This window comes from Serinibacter salmoneus (assembly GCF_002563925.1).
Taxonomy (GTDB): Bacteria; Actinomycetota; Actinomycetes; order Actinomycetales; family Beutenbergiaceae; genus Serinibacter; species Serinibacter salmoneus.
In genome coordinates, this window is sequence record NZ_PDJD01000001.1 from 1,458,764 (window position 1) to 1,482,715 (window position 23,952).

17 protein-coding genes and 1 tRNA gene are annotated in these 23,952 nt (G+C 69.7%); 7 read left to right on the top strand and 11 right to left on the bottom strand.

The genetic code is table 11. The annotated features are described in order from the left end of the window. Positions 1-89 precede the first annotated feature (89 nt). Positions 90-1,562 (bottom strand): 30S ribosomal protein S1, encoded by a 1,473-nt coding sequence (rpsA, locus tag ATL40_RS06430; protein WP_098468814.1) that lies wholly within the window; start codon positions 1,560-1,562, stop codon positions 90-92. Positions 1,563-1,798: 236 nt separating this feature from the next. Next, positions 1,799-2,824, bottom strand: a complete 1,026-nt coding sequence (locus tag ATL40_RS06435) for a 6-phosphofructokinase (protein WP_098468815.1) — start codon at positions 2,822-2,824, stop codon at positions 1,799-1,801. Between the two features lie 141 nt (positions 2,825-2,965). Here ATL40_RS06435 and ATL40_RS06440 point away from each other — a divergent pair, with 141 nt between their 5' ends. Then, a complete protein-coding gene (locus ATL40_RS06440) occupies positions 2,966-3,841 on the top strand; it encodes a class I SAM-dependent methyltransferase (protein WP_342747604.1) in 876 nt (291 codons plus the stop codon). Positions 3,842-3,878: 37 nt separating this feature from the next. Here the strand turns inward: ATL40_RS06440 and polA are convergent, their stop codons facing one another. Then, complete coding sequence (polA, locus tag ATL40_RS06445) at positions 3,879-6,614, bottom strand: DNA polymerase I (protein ID WP_098468817.1); 2,736 nt, start codon at positions 6,612-6,614, stop codon at positions 3,879-3,881. A gap of 34 nt (positions 6,615-6,648) precedes the next feature. Between polA and ATL40_RS06450 the strand changes: the two genes are divergently transcribed. After that, entirely contained in the window at positions 6,649-7,047 is a 399-nt protein-coding gene (locus ATL40_RS06450; RefSeq protein WP_098468818.1) for a PaaI family thioesterase, read from the top strand. Here ATL40_RS06450 and ATL40_RS06455 read toward each other — a convergent pair. Beyond that, positions 6,966-7,673 (bottom strand): GNAT family N-acetyltransferase, encoded by a 708-nt coding sequence (locus ATL40_RS06455; protein WP_169925894.1) that lies wholly within the window; start codon positions 7,671-7,673, stop codon positions 6,966-6,968. The two genes, ATL40_RS06450 and ATL40_RS06455, sit on opposite strands and share 82 nt — an antisense overlap. A 204-nt stretch (positions 7,674-7,877) precedes the next feature. Here ATL40_RS06455 and ATL40_RS06460 point away from each other — a divergent pair, with 204 nt between their 5' ends. From ATL40_RS06460 to ATL40_RS06475, 4 genes are read left to right on the top strand one after another with little or no spacing between them, the layout of a single operon-like run. Continuing rightward, complete coding sequence (locus tag ATL40_RS06460) at positions 7,878-9,335, top strand: branched-chain amino acid ABC transporter permease (protein WP_245866840.1); 1,458 nt, start codon at positions 7,878-7,880, stop codon at positions 9,333-9,335. 9 nt (positions 9,336-9,344) lie between these two features. Then, on the top strand, positions 9,345-10,328 hold the full coding sequence (locus ATL40_RS06465) for a branched-chain amino acid ABC transporter permease (RefSeq protein WP_098468820.1): 984 nt from the start codon (positions 9,345-9,347) through the stop codon (positions 10,326-10,328). Further along, positions 10,321-11,217: an ABC transporter ATP-binding protein gene (locus ATL40_RS06470; RefSeq protein ID WP_098468821.1), complete on the top strand. Its 897-nt coding sequence runs from the start codon at positions 10,321-10,323 to the stop codon at positions 11,215-11,217. The genes ATL40_RS06465 and ATL40_RS06470 overlap by 8 nt, the downstream gene beginning before the upstream one ends. Beyond that, positions 11,217-12,026: an ABC transporter ATP-binding protein gene (locus tag ATL40_RS06475; RefSeq protein ID WP_098468822.1), complete on the top strand. Its 810-nt coding sequence runs from the start codon at positions 11,217-11,219 to the stop codon at positions 12,024-12,026. Before ATL40_RS06470 ends, ATL40_RS06475 begins: the two co-directional genes overlap by 1 nt. A gap of 201 nt (positions 12,027-12,227) precedes the next feature. On the opposite strand, the gene ATL40_RS06480 is transcribed toward ATL40_RS06475, so the two are convergent. Then, the gene (locus ATL40_RS06480; RefSeq protein WP_098468823.1) at positions 12,228-13,529 is read right to left on the bottom strand and encodes an ABC transporter substrate-binding protein; all 1,302 of its coding nucleotides are present in this window, start codon (positions 13,527-13,529) and stop codon (positions 12,228-12,230) included. Between the two features lie 142 nt (positions 13,530-13,671). Then, positions 13,672-14,256, bottom strand: coding sequence for an ANTAR domain-containing response regulator (locus tag ATL40_RS06485; RefSeq protein ID WP_169926013.1), 585 nt, complete (start codon positions 14,254-14,256; stop codon positions 13,672-13,674). Between the two features lie 93 nt (positions 14,257-14,349). On the opposite strand from ATL40_RS06485, the gene ATL40_RS06490 reads away from it, so the two are divergent. Next, positions 14,350-14,423 (top strand) — tRNA-Leu (locus tag ATL40_RS06490). Between the two features lie 55 nt (positions 14,424-14,478). On the opposite strand, the gene pyk is transcribed toward ATL40_RS06490, so the two are convergent. The 5 genes from pyk to trpA all read right to left on the bottom strand — a co-directional run bounded on the left by pyk (position 14,479) and on the right by trpA (position 23,933). Then, a complete protein-coding gene (gene pyk, locus ATL40_RS06495; RefSeq protein WP_098468825.1) occupies positions 14,479-15,927 on the bottom strand; it encodes a pyruvate kinase in 1,449 nt (482 codons plus the stop codon). Between the two features lie 91 nt (positions 15,928-16,018). Next, complete coding sequence (locus tag ATL40_RS06500) at positions 16,019-17,482, bottom strand: glutamate synthase subunit beta (RefSeq protein WP_098468826.1); 1,464 nt, start codon at positions 17,480-17,482, stop codon at positions 16,019-16,021. Next, positions 17,475-22,052 carry a glutamate synthase large subunit gene (gene gltB, locus ATL40_RS06505; protein WP_211283074.1) on the bottom strand — a complete coding sequence of 1,526 codons (4,578 nt, stop codon included), beginning with the start codon at positions 22,050-22,052 and terminating at the stop codon, positions 17,475-17,477. The genes ATL40_RS06500 and gltB overlap by 8 nt, the downstream gene beginning before the upstream one ends. Before the next feature lie 97 nt (positions 22,053-22,149). Then, a complete protein-coding gene (gene lgt, locus ATL40_RS06510) occupies positions 22,150-23,142 on the bottom strand; it encodes a prolipoprotein diacylglyceryl transferase (protein WP_098468828.1) in 993 nt (330 codons plus the stop codon). Beyond that, positions 23,139-23,933 (bottom strand): tryptophan synthase subunit alpha, encoded by a 795-nt coding sequence (gene trpA / locus ATL40_RS06515; RefSeq protein ID WP_098468829.1) that lies wholly within the window; start codon positions 23,931-23,933, stop codon positions 23,139-23,141. The genes lgt and trpA overlap by 4 nt, the downstream gene beginning before the upstream one ends. Positions 23,934-23,952: the final 19 nt, after the last annotated feature.

Sequence of the window (23,952 nt, forward strand, 5' to 3'; positions counted from 1 at the left end):
CAGTCTCCCACCCGGACATGCGACGGCGCCCGCCACCGAAGGTGACGGGCGCCGTGCGACCGGATCAGTCGCTGATCATGCGATCAGGATCAGTTGCCGGTGAGCTTCTCGCGGAGCGCGGCCAGGGCCTCATCGGAGGCCAGGGTGCCGCTGCCGGCAGCCGGGGTGGAGGTGTAGCTCGAGGAGGAGCTCTCCACGGCGGCCTCGGGGGCCTCGCCCTCCGGCTCGGAGTCCGCGGCCAGTGCCGCGGCGACCTGCGCCTTGTGGGCCTCCCAGCGAGCCTGCGCCTCGGCGTACTGCGCCTCCCAGGCCTCGCGCTCGGCGTCGAAGCCCTCGAGCCACTCGTTGGTCTCCGGGTCGAAGCCCTCGGGGTACTTGTAGTTGCCCTGCTCGTCGTACTCGGCCGCCATGCCGTACAGGCTGGGGTCGAAGTCGTCCGAGGCCGGGTCCACACCCTCGTTGGCCTGCTTCAGCGACAGCGAGATGCGGCGACGCTCCAGGTCGATGTCGATGACCTTGACGAAGACCTCCTCGCCGACCTTCGCGACCTGCTCGGGCACCTCGACGTGGCGCACGGCCAGCTCGGAGATGTGCACGAGGCCCTCGATGCCGTCCTCGACGCGCACGAACGCACCGAACGGGACGAGCTTGGTGACCTTACCCGGCACGACCTGCCCGATGGCGTGGGTGCGGGCGAACTGCTGCCACGGGTCCTCCTGGGTCGCCTTGAGCGACAGCGAGACGCGCTCGCGGTCCAGCTCGACGTCCAGCACCTCGACCATGACCTCCTGGCCGACCTCGACGACCTCGCTCGGGTGGTCGATGTGCTTCCAGGACAGCTCGGAGACGTGCACCAGACCGTCCACGCCACCCAGGTCCACGAACGCACCGAAGTTGACGATCGAGGAGACCACACCGGGGCGCACCTGGCCCTTGGCGAGCGTGTTGAGGAAGGTGGAGCGGACCTCGGACTGGGTCTGCTCGAGCCACGCGCGGCGGGAGAGCACCACGTTGTTGCGGTTCTTGTCCAGCTCGATGATCTTGGCCTCGATCTCGCGGCCGACGTACGGCTGCAGATCGCGGACGCGGCGCATCTCCACCAGCGACGCCGGGAGGAAGCCACGCAGGCCGATGTCCAGGATCAGGCCGCCCTTGACGACCTCGATGACGGTGCCGGTGACGACGCCGTCCTCCTCCTTGACCTTCTCGATGGTGCCCCAGGCGCGCTCGTACTGGGCGCGCTTCTTGGAGAGCAGGAGGCGGCCTTCCTTGTCCTCCTTCTGGAGGACGAGCGCCTCGACGACCTCACCGACGGACACGACGTCCTCGGGGTCGACATCGTGCTTGATGGAGAGCTCGCGGGAGAGGATGACCCCCTCCGTCTTGTACCCGATGTCGAGGAGCACTTCGTCACGGTCGACCTTGACGATGGTGCCTTCGACGATGTCGCCGTCGTTGAAGTACTTGATGGTGGCGTCGACGGCGGCGAGGAAGTCCTCCGACGTTCCGATGTCGTTGATGGCGACCTGGGGAACCGTCGGGGCGGGGGTGGAGATGGTCATGTAGGAGAGACTCCGTTGCGGACAGGGATAGAGCGGACAATGTCTCGGCACCCGGGTTCGGGTCCCGAAGTACCGTGCATCGCTCCGCGCGCGCCAGCCGCTGATACCGCCGTCCGCGTGACCGCGTGACAACACTCCACCGGTGCGCGGGCACAGCCCACACAGCACCGCCGGATACCTTACGCCGGTGCGCGACCGTTCGGCAACTCCGGTGCGCCCCGACGCAGGCGACGCGATCAGGCGAGCGCGCGTGCCACCTCGAGCATGTCGGTGGGCACGTGCTTGACCTTGCCGGCGATCTCCGACAGGGGCACGAGTTCGACGTTCTCCCCACGCACCGCGGTCATGACGGCGGTCTCCCCCCGCGTGACGGCGTCGATCGCGGCCACACCGAACCTCGAGCCGAGGATCCGGTCCTGCGCCGTGGGCGTGCCGCCGCGCTGGATGTGACCGAGGACGGCGACCCGGGTGTCGAATCCGGTGCGCTCCTCGATCTCGACCTTGAGCCGCTCACTGATGCCGCCCGCCACGATCTGCCCGAACTGGCCGAGCTGCATCTCGTAGTCCATCGCGCTCCCCTCCGCCGGGACGGCGCCCTCGGCGACCACCATGATCGAGAAGGAGGCGTGCGAGCGGTGGCGGTGCTTCAGGAAGCGCACCACACGCTCGATGTCGAAGGGCTGTTCGGGTGCCAGGACCAGCTCCGCTCCACCCGCGATACCGGCGGTCGCGGCGATCCACCCCGCGGAACGCCCCATGACCTCCACGATCATCACGCGGTTGTGGGACTCGGCGGTGGTGTGCAGCCTGTCGATCGCATCCGTCGCGATCGTCACGGCCGTGTCGAAGCCGATCGAACTGTCCGTGCCCCACACGTCGTTGTCGATCGTCTTGGGGATGGCAACGATCTTCACCCCGGCCTCGGCGATCTTGCTGGCGGCGTGCAGGGTGCCGTCCCCACCGATGCAGATCAACGCGTCGATGTGCTCGTTCTCGATCGTGGTGAGCACCGCGTCGAGGCCGCCGTCCGCCGCGTGCGGGTGGAATCGCGCCGTGCCGAGCAGGGTGCCGCCCACCGGGAGCACATTGCGGATGTGAGTACGGTCCAGGGGCACGACGTCGCCGTCGACCACGCCCTTCCAACCGTTGCGGAAGCCCACGATGTGGTGCCCGTACTCTCCGACCCCCCGCTTGACGACGGCCCGGATCGCCGCGTTCAGCCCGGGGACGTCCCCGCCGCCGGTGAGAAGTCCGACTCGCATGTGTTCTCCTTGCCGATTCCGATCGCCGGGCTGTGCGCGCGGCTGGCCGCGCGCGCAGCCGTCGGCGGCGTACGGTTTCACATTATCCGCAGCGCTCCGTTCGCACGCGGTCAAAGGACCTAGATGCGAGGTAAAGACCAGGTGAACTCATCCGATCCCGTGGGCGAGGCCCCGGACGACCCGACGCTCCCCGCACTCGCGTGGGCCGGCTACGAGGAACCACCCGGCAGCACCGAGGGCACGGTGGACGACGCACTCACCGCCCGCCGCTGGTGGGACGCGAACGCCACGGAGTACCTCGCCGACCACGCGACCGACCTCGGCGTGGCGGACTTCACCTGGGGGCCGGAGGGGTTGCGTGAGGCCGATGCGCGGCTCCTGGGGGACGTGCGTGGCCGGCGCATCCTGGAGATCGGGGCCGGGAGCGCGCCGTGCAGCGCATGGCTGGCCGATCATGGTGCCGAGGTCATCGCCTCCGATATCTCGCATCCGATGCTCGCGGCGGGACGCGCCGCGCGAGGCAGGGCGAAGGAGGGCGAGGTCGACATCCCGCTCGTGCAGGCGGACGCCCGCCACCTCCCGTTCGCTGCGAACACCGTCGACGTGGTGTTCACCAGTTACGGGGTGATCCCCTTCGTCGCCGACCTCGGTGCGGTCCACCGGGAGGTGGCACGGGTGCTGCGGCCGGGGGGCCGGTGGGTCTTCTCCACCACGCACCCGGTGCGATGGGCGTTCCCGGACGATCCTGGCCCCGAGGGCCTCACGGCACGACGCTCCTACTACGACGACCGGCCCTACCGGGAGCGCGCCGAGGACGGCGAGGCCCTGTACAGCGAGTATCACCGCACCCTGGAGCAGCACGTGGCGCTTCTGGTCGCGGCGGGCTTCGCCGTCGTGGACCTGCGGGAACCGCGATGGCAGCCGGGCCGGCGCACCTGGGGCGGGTGGAGCGAACTGCGTGGTCGGACATTGCCCGGCACGCTGATCCTCAGCGCTCGCCGGCTCGTGGACGGCTGACGCCGCCTCCACCCGGCACCGAGCATCCGGGCGGTTGCTAGTGCCCCGCCTCGCGCCACGTGCGCCCGGAGCCGACGGAGACGTCCAGCGGCACGCTGAGATCCGCGGCGCCCGCCATCTCCTCGCGCAGGAGGCTCGTGACGGCCTCGAGTTCGCCGGGCGCCACCTCGACCACGAGCTCGTCGTGCACCTGGAGCAGCAGGCGCGAGGCGAGACCCTCCCTGCGCGCTCGATCGGCCACGCGGATCATCGCGACCTTGACGATGTCCGCGGCGGAACCCTGGATCGGCGCGTTCAGCGCCATCCGCTCCGCCATGTCGCGGCGCTGCCGGTTGTCGCTGACCAGATCTGGCAGATAGCGCCGACGCCCCAGGATCGTCTCGGTGTAGCCGTCACGACGCGCCTGCTCCACCACACCGGTGAGGTAGTCCCGCACACCACCGAACCGGTCGAAGTAGTCCTCCATCAGCCCGCGGGCCTCCCCCACATCGATCCCGAGCTGCTTGGACAGACCGAACGCCGACAGTCCGTACGCCAGCCCGTAGGACATGGCCTTGATCTTGGCGCGCATCGCGGAGGTCACGTCTGCCTGGTCCACCCCGAACACCCGCGAGCCGACGAACCGGTGCAGGTCCTCACCCTCGTTGAACGCGTGGATCAGGCCCTGGTCCCCGGACAGGTGCGCCATGATCCGCATCTCGATCTGGGAGTAGTCCGCCGTGAGCAGGCACTCGTAGCCCGCACCCACCACGAAGGCCTCGCGGATCCGATACCCCTCCTCGGTGCGGATCGGGATGTTCTGCAGGTTCGGGTCCGTGGAGGACAACCTGCCGGTCGCCGCCACCGTCTGCTGGAAGGTGGTGTGGATGCGTCCGTCGGCGGCGACGGTCTTGCGCAGCCCGTCCACGGTCTGGCGCAGACGGATCGACTCACGGTGCGCCAGCAGCGACTCCAGGAACGGGTGCTGGGTCTTCGCGAACAGCTCGGCGAGCGCATCGGCATCCGTGGTGTACCCGGTCTTCGTGCGCCGGGTCTTGGGCATGTCCAGTTCCTCGAACAGCACCTGTTGGAGCTGCTTGGGCGAGCCGAGATTCACCTCGTGCCCGATCGCGTCGTACGCGGCCTGCGCCGCCTGCCCGACCGCGGCGTCGAACTGCGCGGCCAGGCCGTCCAGATGGTCGCCGTCGACCGCGATACCGGCCGCCTCCATGTCCACCAGGATCTCCTGCACCGGGAGTTCCACCCGGTGCAGGAGATCCTCGGCGCCGCGGGCGCGAACGTCGGTGTCCACCACGGGGGCGAGCTCACCGATCGCCACGGCACGGGCAGCAAGATCCGCTGCGGCGTCCGACTCTCCCGCCAATCCCAGGTCGAGAGCGCCCTGCGCCTGCTCCCCCTGCGCCGAAGGGAGTTCTCGCTTGAGGTAGCGCAGCACCAGGTCGGACAGGTCGTAGGAGCGCTGGTCGGGGTGACACAGGTAGGCGGCCAGCAACGTGTCGCCCCGGACCCCGTGGACCGGCATGCCGCGTGCGGCCAGTGCGTGGGCCGCCGGCTTGCCGTCGTGCACCAGCACCGGGCGGTCCGTGTCGACGAGCCAACCGGCCAGCGCCTGCTCGTCGGCCTCCTCCAGCGCGGTGAGGTCCAGGGTGATGACCTCCTCGCCGTCCGCGAGTGCCACCCGCCAGGCGTCCCACGCGCCCCGGGCGCCCGCGCCGTCCACCGCGAGCGCGAGCATGCGCCCACCCCGAGCCTGCAGCCACGCAGCCAGGCCGCCGGGCTCGAGGACCGTCGTGGTCATCCCGAGGGCACCGGCAGAGACCTGGTCGTCCTCCTCCTGCGGGATCATCTTCAGCAGTCGGTCCCGCAGCACGGTGAACTGCAGCGCATCGAAGACCTCGTGGACCCCCTCGCGGTCGATCGGCACGCGGGCCAGGTCAGCGAACGTGAGCGGCACCTCGACGTCGCGCAGGAGAGCGTTCAGCTGGCGATTCAGCATCACCTGGGACAGGTGCTCGCGCAGGTTCTCCCCCGCCTTGCCGCGGATCTCCCCGGCGGCCGCGATGACGCCGTCGAGTCCGCCGTGCGCACCGATCCACTTCGCGGCGGTCTTGGGTCCCACCCCGGGGACGCCGGGGAGGTTGTCGCTGGTCTCGCCCACGAGGGCAGCCAGGTCGGGGTAGCGCTGCGGCGGCACGCCGTACTTCTCCTCGACCGCCACCGGCGTCATCCGCACCAGGTCCGAGACGCCCTTGCGGGGGTAGAGCACCGTGACCTGATCGGTCACGAGCTGCAGCGTGTCGCGATCGCCGGAGCAGATCAGCACCTGCGCACCCTCCGCCTGCGCCACGGTCGCGAGCGTGGCCAGGATGTCGTCCGCCTCCACACCCTCGATCCCCACGTGCGGGATACGCAGCGCGTCCAGTACCTGCTGGATCAACGGGACCTGTCCTCGGAACTCCTCAGGCGTGGCCGCGCGCGTCCCCTTGTACTCCGGGTAGGCCTGCGTGCGGTGCGTCGGGGCCGACTTGTCGAAGGCCACGAGAACGTGGGTCGGGTCCTCATCCCGGATCAGGTTGATGAGCATCGAGGTGAACCCGTACACGGCGTTCGTCGCCTGGCCCGAGGTGGTGGCGAAGTTCTCCACCGGTAGCGCGAAATAGGCGCGGAAGGCCATCGAGTGCCCATCGATCAGCAGGACCCGCGCGGGCGTGCCCGGGTCGAGCGACGCGGTGGCGGACACCTCCTGGATCGTCTCGTCCGGCGCGTTGGACATGCTCGAGGTACTCACGGGTGCCAGCCTAGATCCCATGACTGACATCGCCCTCGGCTACGACCCCACGGGCACCCTGCTCGAACGCATGCGGATGGAGGTGCTCGAGGTCGCCGCCGAGCGCTGCGTGGTGCGCATGCCCGTGTCCGGGAACACCCAGCCGATGGGTCTGCTGCACGGCGGGGCGAGCGCGGCGCTGGCGGAGACGGCGGCATCCTTCGCCGCCAAGGCGCACGCGGGCGCCGATCGCCACGTGGTCGGACTCGATCTGTCCATCACCCACCACCGCAGCGCGCGCTCCGGCTACGTGATCGCCACCGCGACGGCGCTGCACCGGGGGCGCACGATCGCCAGTTACGAGGTAGCGGTCGTGACCGAGGACGACGTCCGCGTCAGTTCAGCCCGACTGACCTGCCTGGTGCTCGAGAACGCCTGATCGCTCCCCTCGCCCCCGGTGGGCAGGTCGCCGCGCGGGGAGCCTTCCTGGGTCTCGGCCTCGGACTGCTCGCGCCTGGCCTGGGCGGCCCGCCGCCGGGCGAGCACGAGATCGATGCCACGGGCCGGCGTCGGCGGGTGGTCCAGCCGGCGACGCAGGCTCTGCGTGGCAATCACCCGCCGACCCCGGTCGTCGACGAAGCCTTCACGGGAGAGGAAGCGGACCTCGGCGCGTGAGCGGTTGGCCGGGATGATCACGATGTGACCCGCCCCAGCCTGGTCGGCGTACTCCACGAGGTGGGCGAGCAGTGCGTGCCCCACGCCGCGTCGTCGGGCCTCCGGGCGGACGTACATCGCCTCCACCTGCACTGAACGGGTGTCGGAGAACAGACCGGGTGGCCGCACCTCGGCCGCGAGCAGCCCGACGGCGTGCGCGCCCTCGTGCGCCACCGCGATGCGCGCATCGTGGTTCTCTGCGAACGCGCGCAACCGCCGCAGCGTCGTCGCTGCGTCCAGCCCCTCCGGTTCGAAGGACCATCGCAACTCCCGGTGCGCCGCCTCGAAGAGATCGGCGACCTCGGCGAGTTCGGTCTCCCCGGCCGCGTGAATGTCGATCGCTCGTGCCAACGGTCCTCCACTCGTGACCGCCCCCTGTGCTCGTGATGATACGCCTGCCTCGTCGATCGCGCGGACCGGGCCAGACGCGGGCCAGACGTAACACAACCGACACGCCGACACATCCATCCGTTACACGACCTCCCTAGCCTCAGGCGCAGCAGAGAAGACGGCCGCGACCGCTGACCGTCACCGACTGGCGAACTGGAGAACGGCGTGACGCCACCCACCTCCCGCGCCCCGGCGCGAGTCCCCGGCACCTGGCAGGTGATCCTCGCCGTCGTGCTCGGCCTCCTCGTGCTCGGCCTCCTCGGCGGCGGTGCAGCACCCGCCTCCGCCCAGAGTGCCGCGTGCGAATCGGGACCGACCACCGCGTGCATCAACGGCACGCTGCGCACCTCCGAGGGCGACCCCGTCTCCGGGGCGGTGCTCACCGTCACCGGGCCTGGCGCGCAGACCGAGGCCATCTCCCGCGAGGACGGCACCTGGGACGTGGCCCTCCAGGAGTCCGGGGAGTACACGGTGTTGCTCGATGTCACTACCCTTCCCGAGGGGGAGGAACTGCGCGAGGGTGCGGACAACCCCCGCACCGTCACGGTCGAGCTCGGGCGCGACAGCGCGGCCCTCTTCCCGCTCGTCGCGGCCGGATCGGGCGCCGGCGCGCAGGAGTCCACGCAGGAGTCCACGGCCGAGGCCACGGCTGAGGCCGCCGAGGAGAGCACGGCGGCCGCCACCAACACCACCGCCACCGATACCGAGGGCGGCACCTCCTCCGAGAGCGCGGGCCTGGCCGGCAACAACCGGGTGGTGCAGCTGCTCGTCTCGGGCCTGGTGTTCGGGATCCTGCTCGCACTCGCCTCCGTCGGGGCGAACCTGATCTACGGCACCACCGGGCTGAGCAACTTCGCCCACGGCGATCTCGTGACGCTGGGCGGTGTCCTGGCGTTCGCCGGTGTCCAGTGGTGGGGACTGCCGCTGTGGCTCGCCATCGTGGTCGCCGTCGTCGGAGGGTGCGCCGCCGGTTGGCTCCTGGACGCGGGTGTGTTCGCCCCCCTGCGCCGCCGCGGAGTCGGGATCACCCAGCAACTGATCGTCACCATCGGTATCGCGTTGGCGATGCTCAACGTGTTCCTGGTCCTGTTCGGCGCGAATCCGCTCCCGATCGTCACCGAGATCTCCACCCAGGTGAACTTCGGTCTGTTCTCGCTCAGCCCGCAGTCGCTCGTGCTGGTCGCGGTCGCCGTCGTCGTGCTGGTCGCCGTCGCGCTCGTGCTGCAGCGCACCCGACTGGGGCGCGCCACTCGCGCCGTCTCCGACAACCCGCCGCTGGCCGCGGCATCCGGCATCAACGTCGCGGCGATCATCCGCGGCGTCTGGGTCTCCTCCGCGGGCCTCGCGGCGCTCGGTGGCGCCCTGATGGGTCTCTACCTCGGGTCCACCCGGTTCAACTTCGGCTCCGTGCTGCTGCTGCTGATGTTCGCAGCCATCACCCTCGGTGGCCTCGGGTCCCCGCTGGGTGGCCTGCTCGGCGCGCTGGTGATCGGGATCGTGGTGGAGACCTCGACCCTCTTCCTGCCCAACGACCTGCGGTATGCCACCGCGCTGGGCATCCTCATCGTGGTGCTGCTGATCAGACCCCAGGGCATCCTCGGCAGAGCGCAGCGGATCGGATAAGGAGCCACCATGGACATCGCAGATCTCCTCGTCAACGCGCTGCGGGAGGCCACCGGGCCCACAGCGATCGCCTACGCCCTCGCGGCGATCGGCCTCAACATCCACTTCGGGCTCACCGGGCTGATCAACATGGGCCAGGCGGGCTTCATGCTCATCGGTGCCTACGGCTTCGCGATCTCCACGATTGCGGGACTGCCCCTCCTGGTCGCCCTGCTGATCGCCGTGCTCGCCGCCATCGCCTTCGCGCTCCTGCTCGGCTTCCCCACCATCAAACTGCGCGGCGACTACCTCGCGATCGTCACGATCGCGGCCGCGGAGATCGTCCGCTACATCGGCCGCTCCGTTGCGCTGAACGACATCACGGGCGGCTCCCAGGGCCTCCTCGGCAACACCTTCAAGCACACCTTCCAGGACGCCTCGCCGTTCCCGGACGGTGTGGTCAGCCTTGGGCCGATCACCCTTCCGATGAACCAGTCCAACTCCTGGTGGCTGCGCATCGCGGGGTGGGCGCTCGTGGCCCTCGCCTGCTTCATGGTCTACCTGCTCATCCGCTCGCCCTGGGGCCGTGTCCTCAAGGGCATCCGGGAGGACGAGGACGCCGTGCGGGCGCTCGGGAAGAACGTGTACAGCTACAAGATGCAGGCACTGGTCCTGGGCGGTGTGCTCGGCGCCCTCGGCGGGATCGTGTTCGTACTCGCCAGTTCGGTCCAACCCGACTCCCTCGGCAGACCGGTCACCTTCAACACCTGGACGATCCTGCTCCTGGGCGGCGCCGCCACCGTCTTCGGGCCGGTACTCGGCTCCATCCTGTTCTGGGCGGCACTCGTGCTCGTGCGTGGGGTCCTGCGCGGCGTGGTGCCCGAGAGCGTGCTGAGCAGCCCCCAGATCGAGCCGCTCGGATTCGTGCTCGTGGGCATCACCCTCGCACTGCTCATCGTGTTCCGACCACAGGGAATACTCGGCGACAAGAAGGAGCTGGCGATCAATGGCTGAGATGCTTCCCATCGTGGCGCAGGCCCGTGCCGACCTCGGCACCGTGGCCCACACCCCGGGCGTGGTCAAGCCGGACGCCGTGCTGAAGGCCTGGGGCGTGCAGCGCACGTTCGGCGGCGTTCACGCCGTGGACGTGGAACGGCTCGAGGTCCAGAAGAACGTCATCACGGCGCTCATCGGACCCAACGGCGCCGGGAAGACCACGTTCTTCAACCTCATGACCGGTTTCGACAAGCCGAATGCCGGCCAGTGGGAGTTCGACGGCACCCCACTGGCGGGTGTCCCCGCCAGCACCGTCTCCAACCGCGGGATGGTGCGCACGTTCCAGCTCACCAAGGCCCTCTCGCGGATGACGGTGCTGGAGAACATGCGCCTGGGCGCCCGCGCCCAACCCGGGGAGAACCTCTTCACCGCCCTGGTCCCGGCACTGTGGCGACCACGGGAGAAGGAGATCACCGAGAAGGCGATGTCCCTGCTCGAGCGGTTCAAGCTCGACGCCAAGGCACAGGACTTCGCCGGCTCGCTCTCCGGCGGTCAGCGCAAGCTGCTGGAGATGGCCCGTGCCCTGATGTCCGATCCGGCCCTGGTGATGCTCGACGAACCGATGGCCGGCGTGAACCCGGCCCTGACACAGTCCCTGCTGGGCCACATCATCGACCTGCGCGACTCCGGCACCACCGTGCTGTTCGTGGAGCACGACATGCACATGGTGCGCCACATCTCCGACTGGGTCGTGGTGATGGCCGAGGGCAAGGTGGTCGCCGAGGGTCCACCGAGGGACGTCATGGCGAACCAGGCTGTGGTCGACGCCTACCTGGGGGCGCACCACGACACCGACCTCGGGGACGACGCCCTGCTCGAGGAGCCCAGCACGAAGGAGAGCGCGTGATGACCCCGGAATCGCAGACCGCCACGCTCGCCGAGGTGCACCGCGGTGCGCCGAGCGGCGAGCCGCTGCTGTTCGCCGACGACCTCGTGGCGGGGTACCTCCCCGGCGTCAACATCCTGCAGAGCTGCTCACTCGTGCTGCACCCCGGGGAACTCGTCGGGATCATCGGACCCAACGGCGCCGGGAAGTCCACGCTGCTGAAGTCGCTGTTCGGGCTGGTGAACATCCGATCCGGCACGCTCACGCTCAAGGGCGAGGAGATCACCAACATGCGGGCGGACGCCCTCGTGCGCCGCGGCGTCGGGTTCGTGCCGCAGACCAACAATGTGTTCCCCTCCCTCACTATCGAGGAGAACCTGCAGATGGGCGTCTTCCAGACGCCCAAGCAGTACGCCGAGCGGGTGGAGGCCGTGATCGACCTCTTCCCCGAGCTCGGCAAGCGCCGCAAGCAACGCGCCGGTGCCCTCTCCGGTGGTGAGCGCCAGATGGTGGCGATGGCCCGCGCGCTCATGCCCGAACCGTCCGTTCTCCTGCTGGACGAGCCGTCCGCCGGCCTGTCCCCCGTGCGCCAGGACGAGGCCTTCCTGCGCACCCGGCGCATCAACAAGGCAGGTGTCTCGGTGGTGATCGTGGAGCAGAACGCGCGCCGCGCCCTGCAGATCTGCGACCGGGCCTACGTGCTGGACCAGGGCACCAACGCCTACTCCGGCCCGGGGCGGGACCTGATGAGCGACCCCAAGGTCATCGAGCTCTACCTCGGCACGCTCGCGGCCGACGTCGAGGCCGCCGAGGAGGACCACGGCGCCTGAGCGGCCGCCCCGCACCATCCGCCCGAAGCACCCGTTCGACGAGCCCTCCGGCTCGCCGAGCGGGTGCTTGCGCATCCCGCCGGCGCGCTGACCCGGCCGAACCACCCGCTCGGCGACAGAGAGGCGCGGGTGGTGGCATGGGCGAGGGCCCGGACACCCTGGGGTGTCCGGGCCCTCGCGCTCAGGCCGATCCGGGGCGGCTCAGCCCTCGGGGACCTCGCCCTGCTGGCTCTCGAGGAAGGTGTAGTTGTTGTCCGCACCGAACTCGTAGATCCCGATGTAGGCCGAGGAGGGGTCGTTGGCGTCGTTGAACGGACCGACACCCGCCACCGCCTGGTAGATGATGTCCTCGCCGTCCGTGATGAGCGTGGAGCACTCCTCCCACCCGGTGCACTCGGTGCCGCCGTCTGCGCCGGAGACGGCCGCCATGTTCGCCTGGATCGCCTCACCGGTGGCCGCGCCACCCTTCAACGCCGCGAGTGCCACGAGCATCGTGGCGTCGTAGGACTCCGCCCCGTAGGAGAACTCCGTCAGGTCAGGGTTCACGCCCAGCATCCGCTCCTGGAACTCCTCGGAGGGGAAGGCGCCGGGCAGCGTTCCCTTGGAGCCCGTGAGGGTGCCCTCCGGGAAGCCGGTGTCGCCCTCGGTGCCGAAGTTCTGCAGGTTGCCGTCCACGAAGTACGTCTTCGACATGTCCCACCCCTGCGCCACGAGCTCGCGCACGATCAGCGGGGTCTGGGTGGTGAAGGCGATGATCGCGATCGCATCCGGCTCGGACGCGATCGCATCGGAGACGATCGCGGTGTAGTTCGTCTCGTTCGGGTCGAACTCCTGACCCTCGGTGCCGTACACGAGCGAGCCGCCGGCCTCCTCGGTGACGCCCTGGACGACGTCGCGCAGCGAGGTGCCGTACGGGTCGTTGAACACCAGGATGCCCAGGTTCGCCGCGCCGTCGCCGAGCATGAGGTTCGCCAGGGCGTCACCCTGCACGGTGTCCGGCGGGGCGGTGCGGAAGTAGTAGTCGCTGTAGGCCGAGAGCGAGGTCGCGGTGTTGGCCGGGGACACCTGCACGATCCCGGCGCCGGTGATGTCGTCGATCACATTCAAGGTCACGCCCGAGGACGCGGCGCCGATGACGGCCTGGACCCCCTCGGAGATCAGCGTCTGGGAGGACTCCGTGGCCACCGAGGCGTTCTCCGTGTCGCTGGAGTCGGTGTGGGTCACGGTCACGTCGTTGCCGAACACTCCGCCGGCCTCGTTGATCTCCTCGACCGCCAGGTCGACTCCGGCGATCTCGGGCGGACCGAGCTGAGCCAGCGATCCCGTGACCGGCAGGAGGGTGCCGATGTGGAGCGTACCGCCCTCACCCGACGCACCGCCCTCGGCGGACTCGCTCGATTCACCGCCCTCGGCGGACTCGCTCGAGCTGTCACTGCTGCAGGCCGCGAGGACGAGTGCCAGGGCACCCGCCACCGCCGCCACGCGAGGGATGGATCGGTTCATGGAGCGTCTCCTTCGTGTGATCTGCACCCGTGGTGCAGTGGACACGAGAAGGACACCAACTCCGTGTGTCGCCGGTGTGACGCACCTGTCACCGCGCCGTCACGACGGGCAACAATGCGGTAACGCCCCTGGTGGGTTGACGTCAGTCGTCGGAACCGACCTGGTTGATGACCGCGTCGGCGACCTCGCGCATGGTCAGACGCTTGTCCATGGAGGTCTTCTGGATCCACCGGAAGGCCTCGGGCTCGCTCAAGCCCATCCGTGTCATCAGCAGGCCCTTGGCGCGGTCCACGCGCTTGCGGGTCTCGAAGCGGTCCGCGAGGTCCGCGACCTCGTCCTCCAGGGCCAGGATCTCGGAGTGACGGTGCAGGGCGATCTCGATCGCCGGGAGCAGGTCCGCCTGGGTGAACGGCTTCACCACGTAGGCCATCGCGCCGGCATCCCGCGCCCGCTCCACCAACTCGGTCTGGGAGAACGCCGTGAGCAGCACCACGGGCGCGATCCGGTCGCGCCCGATCTGCTCCGCCGCGCTGATGCCGTCCAGGACGGGCATCTTGACGTCCATCACCACGAGGTCCGGCTTCAGTTCGGTCGCGAGCTTCACCGCGCTCTCGCCGTCACCCGCCTCGCCCACGACGTCGAACCCGGCATCGGCGAGCGTCTCCACGACGTCCATCCGGATCAGGGCCTCGTCCTCGGCGACCACCACGCGGCGGCCCTTGCCGATGCCGACGTTCTCGGCGCTGCTCTCGTCCTTCGCGTCCTTCTCGGACGGATTCTTCGATTCCGTGCTCACCCCGGTAGCCTATACGTCCGGAGGGCCCCGGTAGCCCAACTGGCAGAGGCAGTCGGCTCAAACCCGGCACAGTGAGGGTTCGAATCCCTCCCGGGGCACAACGAGAAGCGGCCGGTACCCGATCGGGTACCGGCCGCTTCGTCAGTCCTGGTCTCAGCCCGCGGGCGCCGGGGTCGGCTGGTGACGATCGGTGTCGTCACCGATCGTGTGCACCTGCACGAGGTTCGTGGTGCCGGCGCGGCCGACAGGTGCACCGGAGACCACCACGACGCGGTCGCCCGGGACGGCGAGGTCGCGGCCCTGCAGGGACCGGTCGACCTCGGCCACCATCGCGTCGGTGTGCGGCACGGTGGGCGTCACGATGCTCTGCACGCCCCAACTGAGGGCGAGACGACGGCGCGTGCGCGGGTCGGGTGTGAAGGCGATCAGCGGGAGCTCGGAGCGCAGGCGCGACATCCGGCGAGCCGAGTCACCCGACTGGGTGAAGGTCACGAGGTACTTGGCGGCGAGGGTCTTGCCGATCTCGTTCGCCGCCGCCGTGATGACGCCACCGCGGGTGTGCGGCGTCCATGCGAAGGAGGCGATGCGCTCCATGCCGTGCTTCTCGGTGGCCTCGATGATCTTCGCCATCGTGCGCACGCACTCGATCGGGAAGTCGCCCACGGAGGTCTCGCCGGAGAGCATGACCGCATCCGCGCCGTCGAGCACCGCATTGGCGCAGTCGGAGGTCTCCGCGCGCGTGGGGCGCGGGGAGTGGATCATGGACTCCAGCACCTGGGTGGCCACGATCACCGGCTTGGCGTTGCGGCGCGCCAGCGCGATGGCCTCCTTCTGCACGAGCGGCACCCGCTCGAGCGGCAACTCCACGCCCAGGTCGCCGCGGGCGACCATGATGCCGTCGAACGCATCGACGATCTCGGCGAGGTTCTCCACGGCCTGCGGCTTCTCGACCTTGGCGATCACGGGGGCCTTGTAGCCCTCCTCGGCCATGATCGCGGCGACGTCGTCGTAGTCCTTCGCCGAACGCACGAAGGACAGCGCGATGAAGTCCGCCTTGAGGCCGAGCGCCCAGCGCAGGTCCGAGACGTCCTTCTCGCTCATCGCCGGCACGGAGACCGCGACGCCCGGCAGGTTGATGCCCTTGTTGTTCGAGACCGGGCCGGGGACCTCGACCGTGGTCACCACGTCGGTCTCGGTGACCTCGGTGACACGCACCGAGACCTTCCCGTCGTCGATCAGGAGGACGTCCCCGGGTGTGCAGTCACCCGGAAGTCCCTTGTAGGTGGTGCCGACGATCTCCTTGGTGCCGGGCACGTCGCGGACCGTGATGGTGAAGGTGTCACCCACAGCGAGCTCGTGACCGCCCTCGACGAACCGCTCCAGGCGGATCTTCGGGCCCTGCAGGTCCACGAGGATCGCGACGGCGCGGCCGGCGCGCTCGGCGGCGTCCCGGACCCGCTCGATCACCTCGGCGTGCTCCTGGGAGGAACCGTGGCTGCGGTTGATGCGGGCGACATCCATGCCGGCGTCGACCAGCTCCTGGATCTTCTCGGTGGACGCGGTCGCCGGACCGAGGGTGCAGACAATCTTTGCTCTACGCATGTGCTTCAGCCTAATGGGATGGGTAACGGGGCCGACGGCCGGAAGTCCCGACCGTCGCATGAACACCAGGGAACGAGTGTGAGACGTCGTCTCAGACCGTGAAACCCTGGTCGGCAGGGCGGACCGGCACCGGCAGGTCGGTCGCACCCGTGAGGTAGCGGTCGACCTCGGCGGCCGCGGCGCGGCCCTCCGCGATCGCCCACACGATGAGGGACTGGCCGCGCCCGGCATCACCCGCGACGTAGACGCCGGGCACCGCAGTCGCGTAACTCTCCTCGCGCGCCAGCGAACCCCGCTTGCCCACCTCGAGACCGAGCTGGGAGGTCAGGGTCGTGGTCTCCGGGCCGGAGAATCCCATCGCGATCAGGACCAGATCCGCCGGCAGGTCGCGTTCCGTCCCCGGCTTGGGCACGCGGCGGCCGTCCGCGAGGTACTCCGTCTCGGCGACCGAGATCGATCGCACCGCGCCGTGCTGACCGTGCAGGTGCACGGTGGAGGCGAGGAACTCCCGCGACCCGCCCTCCTCGTGGGAACTGGAGATCTCCAGCACCTTCGGCGTGGTGGGCCACGGCTGGTCCTCGGGACGGTCCAGCGGGGGTTGGTACCCGATCGCGAGCGTGGTCACGGAGGCCGCGCCCTGCCGCAGAGCCGTGCCGAGGCAGTCCGAGCCGGTGTCGCCACCACCGATGATGATGACGTGCTTGCCCTCGGCGTGGATCTGGTCGGGGACCTCGCGACCGGCAACCACCTCGTTCGCCTGGTGCAGGTAGGTCATGGCCTCCACGACCCCGTCGAGGTCGGCACCCTCCACCCGCAGCGGGCGCGCCACGGAGGCCCCGGTCGCGACGATGACGGCGTCGAACCGGGTGCGCAGTTCGTCCCAGGTCATGTCCTCGCCGATCCGCACGCCGGTGCGGAAGCGGGTGCCCTCCGCCTCCATCTGCGCGATGCGTCGATCGATGTGCCGCTTCTCGAGTTTGAAGTCCGGCACCCCGTAGCGCAGCAGGCCACCGACGGCGTCGTCCTTCTCATACACCACCACGGTGTGACCGGCGCGGGTGAGTTGCTGGGCCGCGGCGAGCCCGGCGGGGCCGGATCCCACCACCGCGATCGTCGAACTCGTCAGGCGCTCGGGGATCACCGGCTGCACGTAACCGCGATCGAAGGCCTCGTCGATGATCGAGACCTCGATGTTCTTGATGGTCACCGCCGGCTGGTTGATGCCGAGGACGCAACTGCTCTCACACGGGGCGGGGCAGATCCGTCCGGTGAACTCGGGGAAGTTGTTGGTGGCGTGCAGCCGTTCGCTGGCCTCGTGCCACTGATCTCGCCACACCAGGTCGTTCCACTCCGGGATCAGGTTCCCCAGGGGGCACCCGGAGTGGCAGAACGGGATGCCGCAGTCCATGCATCGACCCGCCTGCCGGGTCAGGTACGGACTGTCGGCCTCGCGCTTCTCGTAGACCTCCTTCCAGTCCGCGAGCCGGATCGGGACCGGTCGGGAGGTGGGGAGCTCGCGCTCCCGGGTCTTGAGGAATCCACGGGGATCAGCCACGAGCGGCCTCCAGGAGTTCTTCCCACACGCCGGGGGCGGAGGGATCACGGCCTTCGGTCTGCGCTTGTTCCAGGACATCGCGCATGCGGGCGTAGTCGGTGGGCAGGATGCGGGTGAAACGCGCCAGCGCTGCCGGAAGGTCGGCCAACAGTGCGTGCGCGGTCGGTGAGCCGGTCTCGGCGGCGTGCGTGCGCAGCAGCGCCGTGACCACCTCACGGTCGGCGGCGTCCAACGCGGACAACTGCAACTCCCCGGTGGACATCGCCGCGATGTTCATCAGGTCCTCGTCGAGGTCCAGCACATAGGCGGTGCCGCCGGACATCCCGGCCCCGACGTTCCGGCCGGTGCGGCCGAGGATCATCACGGTGCCACCGGTCATGTACTCCAGGGCGTGGTCGCCGGTGCCCTCCACGACCAGGGTGGCGCCGGAGTTACGCACCCCGAAGCGCTCCCCTGCCAGGCCCGAGAGGTAGACCTCCCCGGCCGTGGCGCCGTAGCCGACGACGTTGCCGGCGATCACGTTGGACCCAGCCTCGAAGCTGGCGACCTCGTCCGGGCGGACCACCACCCGACCACCGGACAGGCCCTTGCCGACGTAGTCGTTCGCATCGCCCCACAGCCGCAGCGTGATGCCCTGCGGCACGAAGGCCGCGAAGGACTGGCCTGCGGAGCCGGTGAGCGTGACCTGGATCGTGTCCGGTGCGAGGCCGGTGTCACCGTAGCGGCGCGCGACCTCGTGCCCGAGCATGGTGCCGACCGTGCGGTTGACGTTGCGCACGGGCAGGGAGATCTCCACGCGTTCACCCCGCTCGAGCGCCGGCTCCGCCTGCGCGATGAGCTGACGGTCCAGCGCCTTGTCCAGCCCGTGGTCCTGCTCACGCACCTTGGTGAGGCCGGAACCCGCAACCGGCTCGGGACGAGCGAGCACGTTCGCGAGGTCGATCCCCTTCGCCTTCCAGTGCTCCACCGCGTCGCTCGCATCCAGCACCTGGACCTGGCCGATCGCCTCCTCCAGGCTGCGGAACCCGAGCTCGGCGAGCAGTTCGCGCACCTCCTCGGCGATGTACTCGAAGAACGTCTCCACGAACTCCGGCTTACCGGTGAACCGCGCCCGCAGCTCGGGGTTCTGCGTGGCCACGCCCACCGGGCAGGTGTCCAGGTGGCACACCCGCATCATGATGCAGCCGGAGACCACCATCGGCGCCGTCGCGAAACCGTACTCCTCGGCGCCCATGAGCGCGGCGATGACGACATCGCGCCCGGTCTTGAGCTGCCCGTCCACCTGCACCGTGATGCGGTCGCGGAGGTTGTTCAGCACCAGGGTCTGCTGCGTCTCGGCGAGGCCGATCTCCCACGGGGTGCCGGCATGCTTCAGCGAGGTCAGCGGGCTGGCCCCGGTGCCGCCGTCGTGCCCCGAGATGAGCACGACATCGGCGTGGGCCTTGGACACGCCGGTGGCCACGGTCCCGACCCCGAACTCGCTCACGAGCTTCACATGGACCCGCGCCGCCGGGTTGGCGTTCTTCAGATCGTGGATCAGCTGCGCGAGGTCCTCGATGGAGTAGATGTCGTGGTGCGGCGGCGGCGAGATCAGGCCCACCCCCGGCGTGGAGTGCCGGGTCCGTGCCACCCACGGGTAGACCTTGTGCCCCGGGAGCTGCCCGCCCTCACCGGGCTTGGCGCCCTGGGCGAGCTTGATCTGCAGGTCGTCCGCGTTGGTCAGGTACTCCGCGGTCACCCCGAAGCGGCCCGAGGCGATCTGCTTCACCTTGCTGCGACGCTCCGGATCGTGCAGGCGCTCCGGGTTCTCGCCGCCCTCGCCGGTGTTGGAACGGGCACCGAGCCGGTTCATGGCGATCGCCAGCGTCTCGTGCGCCTCCTGGGAGATGGAGCCGTAGCTCATCGCCCCGGTGTTGAACCGGCTCACGATGTCCGCGACCGACTCCACCTCCTCGATCGGGATGCTCGGGCGGTCCGAGGCGAATCGCAGCAGACCACGCAGGGTCATGAGCCGCGCGGAGGTGTCGTTCACCCGGGAGGTGTAGGAGCGGAAGATGTCGTACCGGCGGGTACGCGTGGCGTGCTGCAGACGGAAGACGGTCTCCGGGTCGAACAGGTGCTCCTCGCCGTCGCGCCGCCACTGGTACTCACCGCCCACCTCGAGCTGCTCGTGCGGAGCGGGGTTGCCGCTGGCCGGGTAGGCGTCGGCATGCCGCTCGGCGACCTCCCTCGCGAGCACCTCCAGGCCCACGCCACCCACGCGTGAGGTGGTCCCCGTGAAGTACTTCGCCACGAGGTCCGGGGCCAGGCCCACCGCCTCGAACACCTGCGCGCCGCGGTAGGAGGAGATCGTGGAGATCCCCATCTTGCTCATGACCTTCAGCACGCCCTTGCCGAGGGCCTTGATGAGGTTCGCCACCGCCTGCTCAGGGCTGACCGAGACGTACCCCGTGCGGGCGAGCTCCTCGACGGACTCCATCGCGAGGTAGGGGTTGACGGCAGCCGCTCCGTACCCGATCAGGAGCGCCACGTGGTGCACCTCACGCACGTCACCCGCCTCGACCACCAGGGAGATCTGGGTGCGGGTGTGGTTGCGGATGGTGTGGTGGTGCACCGCCGAGAGCAGCAGCAGCGAGGGGATCGGCGCCATGTCGGCATCGGAGTCGCGATCCGAGAGCACCAGGAAACTCGCGCCGTTCGCGACCGCGCGGTCCACCTGCCGGCAGATCTCCTCCAACCGCTCGGCCAGGGCCTGCGCTCCCCCGGCCACCCGGTAGGTACCACGGACCACGACACTGCGGAACTTCCCGATCAGTTCCGGGTCGCGGTCCACCTTCACCACCTTGGCGAGCTGGTCGTTGTTCAGCACCGGGAAGGGCAGCACCAGCTTGCGGGCGTGCAGCGGCGTGTCCTCGAGCAGGTTCGGCTCGGGCCCGATCGCGCCACCGATCGAGGTGACCAACTCCTCGCGGATCGCGTCCAGCGGCGGATTGGTCACCTGCGCGAACATCTGCGTGAAGTAGTCGAACAGCAGCCGCGGGCGCTGGGAGAGCACCGCGATCGGGGTATCGCTGCCCATCGCGCCCAGAGGCTCGGCGCCGCTGGAGGCCATCGGGCTGAGCAGCACCCGCAACTCCTCCTGGGTGTACCCGAAGGTGCGCTGCCGGCGCAGCACGGAGGCGGCGGTGTGGCGCACGTGCTCGCGCGGCGGGAGTTGGTCCAGGGAGACCCGGTGCTCGGCGAGCCACGCGGCGTACGGGCGCTGGGCCGCGAGCGAGGCCTTGATCTCGTGGTTGGGCACGATCCGACCGGCGCCGGTGTCCACGAGGAACATCTGGCCCGGCTCGAGCCGGCCCTTGCTGACCACGGTCGCGGGGTCGAGCTCCAGGACACCCGCCTCGGAGGCGAGCACCACGAGGCCGTCCTCGGTGACCCAGTACCGACCGGGGCGCAACCCGTTGCGGTCTAGCACGGCACCGATCACCGTACCGTCGGTGAAGGTGAGGCACGCCGGACCGTCCCACGGCTCCATGAGGGTGGAGTGGTACTCGTAGAAGGCCCGCAGATCGGGATCCATGGTGGCGTGGTTCTCCCACGCCTCGGGGATCATCATCAGCACCGAGTGCGGCAGCGACCGCCCGCCCAGGTGCAGCAACTCCACGACCTCGTCGAAGGACTGGCTGTCGCTGGTGGCTGGGGTGACGACCGGCATCAGGGGCTCCAGCTCCCCCAGCGCGGTGCTGCGCAGCATGCCCTCCCGGGCCGCCATCCAGTTCCGGTTGCCCTTCACCGTGTTGATCTCGCCGTTGTGCGCGATCATCCGGAACGGCTGCGCGAGCGGCCAGGAGGGGAAGGTGTTGGTGGAGAACCGCGAGTGCACCAGGGCGAGCTCGCTGGCGTAGCGGGGGTCGGACAGGTCCGGGAAGAACGGCTCCAGCTGCGCCGTCGTCAGCATGCCCTTGTAGGACAGGGTGCGAGAGGAGAGCGAGGCGAAGTACACCGAGAGTTCGCGCTCCACGCGCTTACGCACCCGGTAGGTGCGCCGTTCCAGGTCCATCCCGGCCAGTGCGGCGTCCGGGTCGGCGATCACGAGCTGACGGAAGTGCGGCATCGTGGCGCGAGCACTCGGACCGACGAGCTCGGCGACCACCGGGACCTCACGCCACGCCAGGACCGCGAGACCTTCGGAGTCCACGATCGCGCCGATCTCCTCGATCGCCCGCGCACGAGCGTCCTCCTGCGCGGGCAGGAACGCCATCCCGATCGCGTAGCGACCCACGGGCGGCAGTTCCGCGTCGATCACATCGCGTAGGAAGGCGTCGGGGATCTGCGTCAGGATTCCCGCGCCGTCCCCGGTGTCCTCCTCCGCTCCCACGGCGCCACGGTGATCGAGATTGAGCAGGGCGGTCAGCCCGGCGTCCACGATGTCGCGACCTGGGGTGCCGCGCATGGTGGCCACGAAGGCGACACCGCAGGCGTCGTGCTCGGCGCTCGGGTCGTAGAGCCCCGTCGCCTCCGGCGCGCGGAGCGGAGCGCTGACCTCATGCGACCACTGCGTCGTACTGCTCATACGGGCGACCGTCCTCACTCCCCGGCACAACCGGGGGATCACGCCTGAATGTCCACGGGACGCCGTCGGCCCACAACACCTGCACTATACCCAGTGTTTACCCTGACGTCGTGCTCGGAGGGGCGCCGGTCCCTCGCTCGTCCGCCGCCGAGTCGACCTCGTTCTCGCCCTGGTTCTCGTCCTTGCTCTCACCCTCGTGTGGGGCGGCCGTGTCCGAACCCACGGACGCACCCTCGGGCTCAGACGCACCCTCGGGCTCACGGCCGGGGAGCCACACGGTCTCGTCCCGACCCGGGTGGCGTCGGGACAGGACCACGAACGTGACCACGGCCACGAGCCACACCAGGATCGAGGTCCACACGTTGAGCCGCAGTCCGAGGATGATCTGCGCCTCGTCCACCCGCAGCATCTCGATCCACACCCGCCCGGTGGTGTACAGCGCGACGTAGAGCCAGAACACCCGGCCGTGACCCAGCCGGAACCGGCGGTCCAGCCACAGCAGCACCGCGGCCGCCGCGAGATTCCAGAGGAGCTCGTACAGGAACGTGGGGTGGAACAAGGTGCCCACCGCGTAGCCGTCGGGTAGGTACCGCTCGTCGATCTGCAGACCCCACGGCAGGGTCGTCGCAGCGCCGAACAGCTCCTGGTTGAAGTAGTTGCCCATCCGCCCGATGCCCTGCGCCACCAGCAGCCCGGGCGCGAGCGCGTCCGCGAACGGAGCCATCCGCAGGCCCGCTCGACGCAGACCGATCCAGGCGCCGAGCGCACCACCCGCGATCGCCCCCCAGATGCCCAGGCCCCCGAGCCAGATCTGTGGGATCAGGGCAAGGTTCCCGTTCGGCCCGAAGTAGGCGTCCGGCGAGCTGAACACGTGGTACAGCCGCGCACCCACGATGCCGAATGCCACGGCCCACACGGTGATGTCCGCGACCTTCTCGGCGTCACCGCCGCGCTCGGCGTACCGCCGGCGCAGCATGAGATAGGCGATCACACCGCCCGCGAGGATGAACAGGGCGTAGGCGCGCAGCGGCAGGGGTCCCAGGTACCACACGCTCTGCGAGGGGCTGGGGATGCCGTCAGCGAGGATCATCGACGCACTCCCGCCGCGAGTTCGGCGGCGAGCGACTGCAGGGCCTCGTAGTCGCCGTCGGGACCGTCGGGACTGCCGAGCGCCTTCACGAGCGCCGAGCCGACGATGACACCGTCGGCGTAGTTGGCGACCTCATGGGCCTGTTCGGCGGTCGAGACCCCGAGGCCCACACACACCCGCGGGGCGCCGGTCTCGCGGGTGCGCGCGACGAGCTCCTGCGCACCCGATCCGACGCTCGCGCGGGTACCGGTGACGCCCATCGTCGAGGCCGCGTAGACGAAACCGCGACAGGCCGCGCTGGTCATCGCGAGGCGCTGCGGTGTGGAACTGGGTGCGACCAGGAAGACCCGGTCCAGGTCGTGCTCGTCGGAGGCGGCGATCCACTCCGAGGCCTCGTCCGGGATCAGATCGGGCGTGATGAGCCCCGCACCCCCGGCTGCGGCCAGGTCACGCGCGAACGCCGCGGTGCCATAGGCCAGCACCGGGTTGATGTAGCTCATCACGAGGACGGGAGCGCCCGTCTGCGCAATCGCAGAGACGGCGTCGAAGACGTCACGCACCCGCGTGCCGCCCCGCAGCGCATGGTCGGCGGCTGCCTGGATGACCGGACCATCCATCCCGGGGTCGGAGTACGGGATCCCGAGCTCCACGACGTCGACCCCGGCCTCGACCATGGCACGCGCGGCGCGGACCGACCCCGCCACGCTCGGGTACCCGAGCGGGAGGTAACCCACCAACGCCGCCCTGCCCTCCTGGCGCGCACGCTCGATGGCGCGGATGCTGGAACCCACCGGGGAAGTCTCGCTACTG

What these genes read in the sequence shown, in the direction of transcription:
- rpsA (WP_098468814.1), bottom strand. Translation starts at nt 1,562, where the DNA reads ATGACCATCTCCACCCCCGCCCCGACGGTTCCCCAGGTCGCCATCAAC.
- ATL40_RS06435 (WP_098468815.1), bottom strand. Translation starts at nt 2,824, where the DNA reads ATGCGAGTCGGACTTCTCACCGGCGGCGGGGACGTCCCCGGGCTGAAC.
- polA (WP_098468817.1), bottom strand. Translation starts at nt 6,614, where the DNA reads ATGTCCAACGCGCCGGACGAGACGATCCAGGAGGTGTCCGCCACCGCG.
- ATL40_RS06450 (WP_098468818.1), top strand. Translation starts at nt 6,649, where the DNA reads ATGACTGACATCGCCCTCGGCTACGACCCCACGGGCACCCTGCTCGAA.
- ATL40_RS06465 (WP_098468820.1), top strand. Translation starts at nt 9,345, where the DNA reads ATGGACATCGCAGATCTCCTCGTCAACGCGCTGCGGGAGGCCACCGGG.
- ATL40_RS06470 (WP_098468821.1), top strand. Translation starts at nt 10,321, where the DNA reads ATGGCTGAGATGCTTCCCATCGTGGCGCAGGCCCGTGCCGACCTCGGC.
- ATL40_RS06475 (WP_098468822.1), top strand. Translation starts at nt 11,217, where the DNA reads ATGACCCCGGAATCGCAGACCGCCACGCTCGCCGAGGTGCACCGCGGT.
- ATL40_RS06480 (WP_098468823.1), bottom strand. Translation starts at nt 13,529, where the DNA reads ATGAACCGATCCATCCCTCGCGTGGCGGCGGTGGCGGGTGCCCTGGCA.
- pyk (WP_098468825.1), bottom strand. Translation starts at nt 15,927, where the DNA reads ATGCGTAGAGCAAAGATTGTCTGCACCCTCGGTCCGGCGACCGCGTCC.
- gltB (WP_211283074.1), bottom strand. Translation starts at nt 22,052, where the DNA reads ATGAGCAGTACGACGCAGTGGTCGCATGAGGTCAGCGCTCCGCTCCGC.
- lgt (WP_098468828.1), bottom strand. Translation starts at nt 23,142, where the DNA reads ATGATCCTCGCTGACGGCATCCCCAGCCCCTCGCAGAGCGTGTGGTAC.